Origin of the sequence: Mesorhizobium sp. M5C.F.Ca.IN.020.32.2.1 (assembly GCF_004023105.1) — a bacterium.
GTDB classification, from domain to species: Bacteria; Pseudomonadota; Alphaproteobacteria; order Rhizobiales; family Rhizobiaceae; genus Mesorhizobium; species Mesorhizobium wenxiniae.
In genome coordinates, this window is the sequence record NZ_RZSX01000816.1 from 1 (window position 1) to 2806 (window position 2806).

Here is a 2806-nt window from a genome sequence, read left to right on the forward strand (position 1 = left end):
CGATCTTGTCGGCCATGGTCATGGCCTCGATCTGGTCATGGGTGACATAGACCGTCATGGTCTTCAGGCGCTGATGCAGTTCCTTGATCTCGGCGCGCATCTGCACCCTGAGTTTGGCGTCGAGATTGGACAGCGGCTCGTCGAACAGGAAGACCGCCGGATCGCGCACGATCGCCCGGCCCATGGCGACGCGCTGGCGCTGGCCGCCGGAAAGCTGCCGGGGATAGCGCTCCAGCAGCGGCACCAGCCCCAGGATTTCGGCGGCGCGCTTAACGCTGGCAGCGCTTTCGGCTTTCGAAACACCCTTGAGCATGAGCGAGAACGCCATGTTCTCGGCGACGGTCATGTGCGGGTAGAGCGCGTAGTTCTGGAAGACCATGGCGACGTCGCGTTCTTTTGGCGCAACGTTGTTGACGACACGCTCGCCAATCGCGATCTGGCCGCGCGAAATCTTTTCCAGGCCAGCGATCATCCTGAGAAGGGTCGATTTTCCGCAGCCCGACGGCCCGACCAGCGTGACGAACTCGCCGTCGTCTATATCGACGCTGACGCCGTGGAGAATTTCGACGGTTCCGAATGATTTGTAGACATCGCCAATTGCGACAGACGCCATCGATTTCCTCCCGAATGCTTCCTGCGACGTCTTCGAAGGAAACCGCTTTCCTAACTGGCCGCGGCAGCTCCCAAAGTTCCTCCCTGGTCACGCGCGATGATGAAACGGTAGCGCTACCAGACTGCCCTGTAAAGCGCCTGCGTCACAAGCACTCTTCTTCGTTGGTCCTGATCGTGTTTGTTCCCGGTGGAATTGAAATCTGCCATGTCCGGGATCCTGGCAGGAAAATGACTTGCCCAGCCCCAGCCCTTGAAAACGGAGGTGCGAGAAGTCATCAGTAAACGACACCAGCCTAATCGGAAACTTCGGTTTGCGGCCGGTCCCGGCCGTCGGCGAGCTCGTCGTGCCATTTGCCGTCGGCGTCCTCGTACTGGATGCCGTCCGTGGTGCCGGCGACCTGCTGTTCGGCCGAAGCGATCTCGGCCGCGCGGAGCGCGTCCTCGTGGGTAGGGAACGTTTCTGAGAATGTCGAGCCGACCTTGTAGGCCCAGCCCCCGTCATGCTCGACGATCTTGTAGGTCAGCTTCGCCATGAAATCCTCCAGTGGGAAAAGCTCCGTCTGCTCAATGCAGTTTGCTGCTTTGGGGCAGTTTGCCTTCGGGCAGCCTGCCGTCGGACAATCTCTCGTCGGGAACCAGCACGTCCGATTCCTTCGCGGCTTCGACCAATGCGCGGCGCGCATCCGCCGTCGAACGATAACCCTCCAGCACTTTTAGGCAAGTGTCGAGAGCATCGCGATGCCGGGGACCACGATTGAGCGGCCAGACCGTCATCAGGCACTCCGCCGCTTCCTGGGTGCTGCGGATCTCACGGTATTTGCCGACATGGCCAAGTTCGACCACCACCGGCTTTTCAAAAGGCTTGTTGTCCATCATCGCCGCCAACGCGGAGCGGCCGATTTGGTTGCACGTCCCTCCGCGTAAAGGTCTCAAGGGTCTCAATCATTGGGGTCGCAATCATTGGGGTCGCGGTTATTGGGGCAGCAGCCATTGGAAATGGCCGCTCAGCCCGCCGCCTTCATCCAGTGCTGCATCGTCGTCACCGAGCGGGCAAGCTGCGGCGCCGGGTGGATCGTCTCGCCGAATGTGGCGGCGGCGCGCCACGCCCAGCGCGGATCGGCGAGAAAGGCGCGGGCCAAAGCCACCATGTCGGCACGGCCCTGGGCGACGATCGCCTCGGCCTGCTTCGGATCGTCGATCAGGCCGACGGCCCGGGTGGGGATGTCGGCGCCGTTGCGCACGGCTTCCGCCAGATGCACCTGGTAGCCCCGACCTGTCGGCAGCTTCTGCAGGGGCGAATTGCCGCCGCTCGAGCAGCAGAGATAGGCGACGCCCGCTGCCTTCAGCGCCTTGGCCACTTCGATCGCGTCCTCGACATCGAAGCCGCCATCGACCCATTCCTTGACCGACAGGCGCGCCCCGAGCATCAGCTTGGGCACTGCCTTCCTCACCGCCTTGGCGATCTCGACGACAAAACGCATGCGGTTTTCCAGCGAGCCGCCCCAGCGGTCGGTGCGCTGGTTGGAAAGCGGCGACAGGAACTGGAAGATCAGATAGCCGTGTGCCGCATGCAATTCGATGAAATCGAAGCCGGCCCGCTCGGCCCGCCTTGCCGCCTCGGCGAAGCGTTCGATGATGTGCAGTATCTCCTCATCCTCCAGCGCCCGCGGCACCTGCCAGCCCGTGTCGTAGGCGATTGCAGAGGCGGACACGATCGGCCAGGGATCCTGATCGGCACCGAGCGGCCCGCCGCCTTCCCAAGGCTTCCGGTTAGATGCTTTGCGGCCGGCATGGGCAAGCTGCGTGCCGAATTTGGTGCCGGGGGCGGCGACGCGCTTGGCGGCATCCAGCGCGCGCCGGGCGGCTGCCTCGTTGTCGTCAGAGTAAAGGCCGAGGCAGCCATGCGAGATGCGGCCGCGCCGCTCGACGTCGGTCATCTCGACGGTGACCATGCCGGCGCCGGACATCGCCAGGTTCATCCAGTGGTACAGGTGCCAGTCGCTGGCCGAACCGTCATCGGCGGAATACTGGCACATGGGCGCGATCGCGATGCGGTTGGGAAAGGCGAGGCCGTCAAGCGTGATCGGCTGGAAAAGGGATGTGGTCATCAAAAAACTCCGGGGAGGGGCTGTCGCTATTTAGGCAGTGGATTGCGCCTGCGCCATACACGAGGCGGTGAAGCGCGCCCCTGGAC

At 63.2% G+C, this 2806-nt stretch carries 4 protein-coding genes; all 4 read right to left on the reverse strand.

The window, feature by feature from the left end; all coding sequences use genetic code 11:
- Nucleotides 1-613: ATP-binding cassette domain-containing protein (locus tag EOA86_RS29260; RefSeq protein WP_128344842.1), on the reverse strand; the 613-nt coding region annotated here is incomplete at its 3' end.
- Nucleotides 614-905: 292 nt separating this feature from the next.
- Nucleotides 906-1145 (reverse strand): DUF2188 domain-containing protein, encoded by a 240-nt coding sequence (locus EOA86_RS29265; RefSeq protein ID WP_065008174.1) that lies wholly within the window; start codon nt 1143-1145, stop codon nt 906-908.
- A gap of 31 nt (nt 1146-1176) precedes the next feature.
- Entirely contained in the window at nt 1177-1488 is a 312-nt protein-coding gene (locus tag EOA86_RS29270) for a DUF982 domain-containing protein (protein ID WP_065008175.1), read from the reverse strand.
- A 128-nt stretch (nt 1489-1616) separates the two neighbouring features.
- Entirely contained in the window at nt 1617-2720 is a 1104-nt protein-coding gene (locus tag EOA86_RS29275; protein ID WP_128344844.1) for an NADH:flavin oxidoreductase/NADH oxidase, read from the reverse strand.
- Nucleotides 2721-2806 lie beyond the last annotated feature (86 nt).

Coding starts and splice junctions, on each gene's coding strand:
- EOA86_RS29265 (WP_065008174.1), bottom strand. CDS start 1,145: ATGGCGAAGCTGACCTACAAGATCGTCGAGCATGACGGGGGCTGGGCC.
- EOA86_RS29270 (WP_065008175.1), bottom strand. CDS start 1,488: ATGATGGACAACAAGCCTTTTGAAAAGCCGGTGGTGGTCGAACTTGGC.
- EOA86_RS29275 (WP_128344844.1), bottom strand. CDS start 2,720: ATGACCACATCCCTTTTCCAGCCGATCACGCTTGACGGCCTCGCCTTT.